We start from the raw sequence: 7,137 nt of genomic DNA, 5'->3' as shown, positions 1-7,137 counted from the left end.
GCTCGCTGCGCCATGCGCGCCGCCAACCACCCCTGCCGACCCCGCAACCCTTGTCCCGTCTGCTTTGCAGCGGTGTTTCGTGTTGCGAGGGGGCGAATCATAGGGGACCCCCTCGGCCTTGGCAAGCGTTTTCTTGAGCGAATCTTTCGAGAGTCTTTCGAGAGGAATAAAGTTGATCATAAGTAACATCCAAGATCAAATCCGCTCGTATGCCTGCGCTAGCAAAGCAATGTCCAGCTTACGCATCTTGAACATCGCTTCCATGACCCGAGCCGACTTGCCCCCATCCTTGCCCTGCAGCAGCCGGCCGAGGATCGATCGAGCGATCCGTCAGGACACGCCAAACTTATCCTTGAGCCAACCGCACTGCCCGTCCTCCCCGCCAGTGGACAATTGCTCCCACAGGGTGTCCACCYCCAATTGCGACTGGCGACTCACAACTCACAAACAATGAGATAGCCGGGATGACGCGGCCCCGTCACGTGGCCCGCACGGGTTCGCTCAAATCGTCTATTCACGGTTGCTGCGGGCCTTKTGCCGCTCGCAGCAGAGGCACCCGAACGCCAGCAAGGCACCCAGCACAAGCACGCCAATGGCTAAGCCCTTGGCGGCACACCCCCCTGCGGAACATTCCCCATCCAGATCACACTTTCCCATAACCATCTCCTCAAACCCGTGCCAGGAAGATCTGACGGTTCCATGCTAGATCACGGCAAAGGGAGATCAAAGTGCACACCACCAGTCATCTGCCGCGCGGTGTAACTTGCCAGCGCATGGAGTCTTGGTGGCCTCCGCTGGCCTCCAACATCCAACACAGGACGTCTTCCGCAATGACGCCCTCGCCACAAACGGTACTCCGGTGCCCCGCCCCACCGCTGACGCGCGCTAGCGTCGAATCTGGGCCAAGAAATGGCGGAGGGTGGCAACAGGCTTGTATCGACCCGGCCACGCAAAACCGCAAACAATTGCATACGCCGCCAAGTGCGCTGTCGGCCGCCTCGATTCGACTTAATTCTGACTTAGAAAAGTCTCAGTTGGTTTGGGTGCAGTTTGCGCTATTTTCACAAACATTCTTGGCATGCGCCGAGCGCCCTACCCGGCACACCGGGGGGCTCACAATCCAAGTGGAAAGAACAACGATGCGGTCCTTCAGCACCAAACTCACCCTCAAGCTAGCCGCCACGCTTTGCCTGGTCGTCCTTCTGTTCGGGAGTGCGTACGGACTCTTTGGCCCGCATGGTGGAAGCGAAGTGTCGCAGGCTACGAACGCTGACCACGCCGATACCCTGCTTTCCTTGCTGATGCATATCCTTGGTCCGATTGCGGCCATCCCCGCCCTGATCGGTATGTGGTCGCAACGATTCCCCGCACTGGGCGGACTGGTCCTCGCCTGCCCGGCCATTGCGACGTTGCTGCTACACCGATTTGTCATCGGATAAGCCAGACGTCCGACGCTCGCAAGGCAGCAGCCCTCCTCCTCCCCGCCTCTTTCCGCCTAGTTTGTCCGCAAGAGCTCGCAGCCGTTGCTTTGCATCGGTCACCTCCGGACAGGAACTAAACCCGGCGCCGGATACCCAATGGAGAATGCTGTTTCCGCGGCAACACCGGGAAAGGACTATGAAACAAACGTTGTGGGGACTGCTGGCGGGATGCGCGCTGCTGGTGGCCCTTGTTGGATGCGCCAGCCAAGGCGCCGATGGCCGCGAGGCAAGCATCACCACATACGGCACCATTGATGTCGGCGTCTCGCGCACCAGCGACAAGTAGTGCGCAGTGCCTGCCAAAGCGGCCACTCGATAGCAAGCGGCAACAGGCAAAAAAAAGAACCCGCAGCGCGGGTTCTTAAATTAGCGATCTCAATTGCCCTGAAGGCTTTGGTAATCTAACTGTCGTTTTCCGTTCGCACCATCCGGGTAAACCGAAGTCGACCACGCAGTCGCAGCTACCATGATAAAAAAAAGCCCGCACTAGGCGGGCTGAACAATCAGTTGAAGAAAGCCCTGTATTCGAGGGCAAGCACAGTGTAAGAACTTGCGGCTCCCTGACTAATTAGGGGAATCCCTTTGCCATGGCGGGAAAGCGGCCCGCCACGACGATCAAGTGCGCGTCACAGCCCCCTGCGGCTCCAGCGCATAAAAAGGGCATTCGAAGTTAGAGGAAATATTCCAGCTGACGCCACAGCAAGCGTTCAACACCCATTATGCTCAGAGTGCGCAAATGCGATCCATTCGCAATCAAGGCCTGCATGCTGGCCGCGCACGCGAACACTTCCCGATAATCCCCCCCGCCAACCCTAGCGGATCTTGTTCAAGCCGCCTCGAGGGATGGCGCGCCTCCCTGCAGCAGATGCGCCCGCGCCTCTTCAAACATGGCGTCGACGGCTGCGCGTGTGCGCACCGCGTGCATGCGGCGCGCATCCGACAAAACCCGCCGCCAGCCGCGGCCACCATGGATACCACGATGCAGGCCCAGCATATGGCGTGTCACCGCACCCATATAGCCGCCCTTCTCGACGACATCCCCAATATAACGCTGCATCGCCAGCTCAACGTCCAACCGTGATGGCACCGGGGTCTGCGCGGCATAGAAACGCCCATCCATTTCCGCCAGCACGTAGGGCTGGTGATAGGCCTCCCGTCCAATCATGACGCCATCCACATGTGCCAGGTGCGCGTCCATCTCGTCGTGCGTGACGATGCCGCCATTGATCAGGATCTCGAGATGCGGGAATTCCTGCTTAAGTTGGTAAGCCACTTCATAACGCAGCGGCGGGATCTCGCGATTTTCCTTTGGGCTCAACCCCTTCAGGATCGCATTGCGCGCATGCACGATAAAGGTCTCACACCCCGCATCGGCCACGGTGCCAACGAAGTCGCGAACAAAGTCATAATGTTCGATCGTGTCAATGCCGATGCGATGCTTGACGGTCACGGGAATCGATACCGCGTCGCGCATCGCCTTCACGCAATCCGCCACCAGTTCCGGCTCCGCCATCAGGCAAGCGCCGAATGCACCGCGCTGCACCCGCTCGGAAGGGCAGCCGCAGTTCAGATTCACCTCCACGTACCCCCATTGCTCGCCCAGTTTCGCCGCGGCGGCCAGGTCAGCAGGCTCGCTGCCGCCGAGTTGCAGGGCCACGGGTTGCTCAGCGGCGTCGAAGTCGAGATGACGGGCCACATCGCCATGGAGCAGCGCGCCGGTGGTCACCATCTCCGTGTACAGCCAGGTATGGCGGCTCAGTTGCCGGTGAAGCATGCGGCAATGACGATCAGTCCAATCCATCATCGGTGCAACCGAGATTCTGCGGCCCGTTGATTTTGCTGGGATTCCGCCTCCAGCTTCGGTTTGCGGGGGATTCTGAACGTGTACCATGACCTGCCGTTACCGCCTCTTTAGGCTCATTTTTGAGCTTGGGTGTTACAATGTTGCACCGAAAAAAACCATGTTGCACCGGAAATTATGGGCACCATTCTTCAGCGCGAACGCAAGGACAAGAGTATAGGTTACACGGCCGTGATCCGCCTGAAGCAAGGCGGCGAGGTGGTGCTCACCGAAACCAAGACGTTTGATCGTCGCCAGGCAGCCGCGACCTGGATGGAAAAGCGCGAGCGCGAACTGGCGCAGCCCGGCGCATTGGAAACCGCGCAGCGGGATGACCCACTGTTGAGCGCCGTGATCGACCGCTACATAAGAGAGTCTCGCAAGGACATCGGCCGGACGAAGACACAGGTGCTCGGCGCCATCAAGGCGGCACCGATCGGCTCGATGCACTGCTCGAAGATCCGTAGCCAAGAGATCACACAATTTGCGCAGAGCCTCGGTGTGCTGCCGCAAACGGTCGGCAACTACCTCGCCCACCTCGCATCGATCTTTGCGATAGCTCGCCCGGCTTGGGGCTACCCGCTCGATCAAACGGCGATGGATGACGCACGCAAGGTGGCGAAGAAACTCGGCGTGACGAGCCGCTCTGTAGCCCGCAACCGCCGGCCGACGATGGCTGAACTCGACCAGCTCATGGCGCACTTCGGCAACATCCGCGCGAAACGGGTGGATAGCACGCCGATGCAGGCGCTCACCGCGTTCGCGATCTTCTCCACGCGCCGACTGGAGGAAATGTGCCGAATCACGTGGGACGACCTGGACGAGCAAGGTGGGCGCATCATGGTGCGGGATCTGAAGCACCCCGGCGAAAAGCTCGGCAACGATGTCTGGTGCGACCTGCCGCCTGAGGCTGTGCGCATCATCAAGGCCCAGCCGAAACGCGAGGCCAGGATCTTCCCAGCCAACAGCGATGCGGTGAGCGCCGCTTTCACCCGGGCTGCCAAGTTTCTGGAGATTGACGACCTACACCTGCACGACATGCGGCACGAGGGAGCCAGCCGGCTGTTTGAGATGGGCCTGAGCATCCCACGCGTCGCGGCTGTGACTGGGCACAGGAGCTGGCAGAGCCTGAAGCGCTATACCMACCTACGGCATGACGGGGACCGTTTCGCCGGCTGGAAGTGGCTTGACGTCGTGGCACCAGCCACCCAGGCAGTGGCCGCTGTAGGTTCAGCCTAATCAACGCTGTATATCCATACAGCTATCTCGGCTTTTACAAGATCCCTTTGTGCGCCTCCTGTACTGTATATCCATACAGTATAGGAGAGTCCACGATGTCACCCCAATCAGCAGACTGCCCCCTTTGCAAAGCTCCCGCTGAACGCATACGCCAGCGAGGCGGCCGCGGCTTTAAGTACAGCTGCCCCATGTGCGGCACCTTCGAGGTCACTTCCGCCCTTCTGGGCTGCGGCACCCGGCTGCCCGAAACGGCCCAGGACGACCTAGCCCGGCTGCGCGCCTACGGCTACCAGCCGCGCATCGAGTTCCACGCTCGTGACGGCGTCCGCATCGGCCCATCGAATCCCGGGAGGGCCAGGGCATGATCGAATTTGCGCCAGCAACCATCTTCCTCGAGTCCGAATTTCTCCCTGGCGATGTGGCCGAGCTGCTCCTGCCGTGCGAGCGCGTTGAGTTATCCGATTCCGCAGTAACGGTCCACGGCATCGAGACGCGCCATCTTCAGGCCATGGTCTGGTTGGCCGAATACCTTTCTTTCGACGCGGATGGCCAACACCACCGGTTCCGAGTGGCCCGGCCCCATATAAAGCCGCCGCTGCGGGCGCGCTTCCCTCGCCAGTGAAATAGCCGTTCTGTCTACCACCATGCCACCCAACACCCCAGAGAGCTGGGTCCGAGCACTACGCCATGCCGCGCGCGGTGGCACGCCAGATTCATACGGTGTGGTCTACCTGATGCAGTTCTACATCCTCGGCCCAAACGGCCAGCCGGTGAAGGAGCCGCGCGTGGAGAGGCATGCGGAATTCCTGAGAGGCTGGTTCAAGCGGTTCGTCCTGCGTACCGACCTGATCGAGCAAAACGCTCGCGTCTGGACCTGCTTTTGCCCGTGGTCGGAAATGATGGCCCCGCCGATCTTCCTGACCCATCTCATCTCGCCCAGCGTCGACAAGATTTTCACCTCGCCAACGTGGCAAGATGCACAGGACAAGCACCGGCGCGTCTCGGAGAAGGCGCGGCGCGTGTTGCCGCTCACGCCCTTGCCAGGAGATGAGGATGTGCACTAATTACGCCCCGGTGCAGCGCCAGCTGCTGCGCGATGTCTTTGGCGTCGAGCCGCCGCCCATGGACTATCCGCCAGAGACCTGGCCGGACTATGCCGCGCCAATCATCGTGGCCGGCGGCGGCGACGCACGCCAGGCACTGGTGGGCACGTTTGGCATGGTGCCGAAGACCCGGATCCCGCCAGGCGTGGCCAAGTTCGATACCACCAATGCGCGATCGGAGACGGTCGGTGAGAAGCGCTCGTTTTCGGGGCCGTGGAAGAAGGCCCAGCTCTGCCTGGTGCCGGCGTCGAGTTTCTACGAGCCGTTCTATGCGGAGGGGCAAGCGAAGTCGGTGCGCTGGCGGATCTGGCTGAAGGATGAGCCCGAGTTTGCGATTGCTGGGCTGTGGCGCGCCTGGCCGGGCGAAGCCAGCGCGGAGGTGTTTAGCTTCACCATGCTGACCATTAACTCTGACAAACACCCACTGATGAACCGTTTCCACGCCCCGGGCAAGGAAAAGCGGATGATCGTCATCGTGCCGCGGGCGGAATGGGACGACTGGCTGACGTGCCGGGATCCAGAGCAGGCGCGCAGCTTTATGCGGCCCTACCCTCCAGAGCTGATGGACGCCGAGCCGGCGCTCCGCGCGCCTCGGGCAAAGGCTGCAGAGTAGCGTCCCAGGTTGGCAGAACGGACACTCGGCAATAGCCAGCGGAGGCCCGCTCTCGGCCAGGACCAGCCGTTAAGCGAATCTCCCCAAAGCTGACATTCACCAGATTGGAAATTGCAGGATCCCTATCAGTACAATGATATGCTGGCCGGCATCAAAGGCGTGCTCACATGGAACGTACACTTTTTGCCGAAGAATGACCTTCTGGCAAGAGAAGATGGGTAGTCCTGTCCGCTAGTTTAGACTAATTCCTGGAATTGGATGACAGCTTTGTCGTTTACTATTAGTTAGGTCAATTCTCATCAAGCCTTTTTCCTAACCAACCGTATTAACCAAGCCGTTTTCACAATAATCAAAAAACAGAAATGCTGAAACGATTAAATATTCAATCGCTTTTACAAGCAAGCGAATCATTAAAAAGAAACAGCTTTAATAGTTTTTTAAAGCATTTTGGCATAGATATAAAAGATGCCGAAATAGAAGACCTAAAGGGCCTAGCCAAGGCACTGAGCAGCATTGGGTGCGGCACAGGATCCCTAGACAGATTTTATGTGGGTTACAAAATTCCGCAGATAGGAAAAGAGTTTGACTTGTTGCGCTTTGGCTCCAAATCAATCATAAACATAGAGCTCAAAAATAATAGCTCTGAAGATAAAATAAAGAAGCAACTATTAAGAAACAAATACTACTTGAATTTTATTGATAGGAGGGTTTTCGCCTTTACATTTGTATCCGAATCTAAAGAGCTGTACTCCCTAAACGATGACGAAGAACTTGAGAAGGCAGAATTTACTCATTTAGCAGAATTACTCACCAACCAGGAAATTGATGACACAGATGCCCCTGATGGACCCCCTGATGGAC

Annotated in this window: 10 protein-coding genes; 7 read left to right on the top strand and 3 right to left on the bottom strand. The window is 58.7% G+C overall.

The annotated features are described in order from the left end of the window. Positions 1 to 180: hypothetical protein (locus tag AC1DS3_RS32150; protein WP_477128739.1), on the bottom strand; the 180-nt coding region annotated here is incomplete at its 3' end. 150 nt (positions 181 to 330) lie between these two features. Further along, entirely contained in the window at positions 331 to 414 is an 84-nt protein-coding gene (locus AC1DS3_RS32145) for a VOC family protein (protein WP_477109698.1), read from the bottom strand. Between the two features lie 725 nt (positions 415 to 1,139). On the opposite strand from AC1DS3_RS32145, the gene AC1DS3_RS32140 reads away from it, so the two are divergent. Both AC1DS3_RS32140 and AC1DS3_RS32135 read left to right on the top strand, forming a co-directional pair. Further along, positions 1,140 to 1,439 carry a hypothetical protein gene (locus tag AC1DS3_RS32140; protein ID WP_441641412.1) on the top strand — a complete coding sequence of 100 codons (300 nt, stop codon included), beginning with the start codon at positions 1,140 to 1,142 and terminating at the stop codon, positions 1,437 to 1,439. 178 nt (positions 1,440 to 1,617) lie between these two features. Beyond that, positions 1,618 to 1,767, top strand: a complete 150-nt coding sequence (locus AC1DS3_RS32135) for a hypothetical protein (protein WP_441641413.1) — start codon at positions 1,618 to 1,620, stop codon at positions 1,765 to 1,767. 540 nt (positions 1,768 to 2,307) lie between these two features. Here AC1DS3_RS32135 and dusA read toward each other — a convergent pair. After that, the gene (gene dusA / locus AC1DS3_RS32130; protein ID WP_477128738.1) at positions 2,308 to 3,285 is read right to left on the bottom strand and encodes a tRNA dihydrouridine(20/20a) synthase DusA; all 978 of its coding nucleotides are present in this window, start codon (positions 3,283 to 3,285) and stop codon (positions 2,308 to 2,310) included. Positions 3,286 to 3,459: 174 nt separating this feature from the next. Here dusA and AC1DS3_RS32125 point away from each other — a divergent pair, with 174 nt between their 5' ends. From AC1DS3_RS32125 to AC1DS3_RS32105, 5 genes are all read left to right on the top strand, one after another. Beyond that, positions 3,460 to 4,560: a tyrosine-type recombinase/integrase gene (locus AC1DS3_RS32125; protein ID WP_477128737.1), complete on the top strand. Its 1,101-nt coding sequence runs from the start codon at positions 3,460 to 3,462 to the stop codon at positions 4,558 to 4,560. A 361-nt stretch (positions 4,561 to 4,921) separates the two neighbouring features. Then, positions 4,922 to 5,182, top strand: a complete 261-nt coding sequence (locus tag AC1DS3_RS32120; protein ID WP_477128736.1) for a hypothetical protein — start codon at positions 4,922 to 4,924, stop codon at positions 5,180 to 5,182. Between the two features lie 22 nt (positions 5,183 to 5,204). Then, a complete protein-coding gene (locus AC1DS3_RS32115) occupies positions 5,205 to 5,624 on the top strand; it encodes a hypothetical protein (protein ID WP_477128735.1) in 420 nt (139 codons plus the stop codon). Then, on the top strand, positions 5,614 to 6,276 hold the full coding sequence (locus AC1DS3_RS32110; RefSeq protein ID WP_477128734.1) for an SOS response-associated peptidase: 663 nt from the start codon (positions 5,614 to 5,616) through the stop codon (positions 6,274 to 6,276). Before AC1DS3_RS32115 ends, AC1DS3_RS32110 begins: the two co-directional genes overlap by 11 nt. Before the next feature lie 362 nt (positions 6,277 to 6,638). Beyond that, positions 6,639 to 7,137 (top strand): hypothetical protein (locus AC1DS3_RS32105; protein WP_477128733.1); only part of this gene is annotated, 499 nt, incomplete at its 3' end.

The sequence above is a fragment of the Cupriavidus sp. 01L46 genome, assembly GCF_056399905.1.
This window is presented reverse-complemented; position numbering and strand designations above follow the sequence as displayed.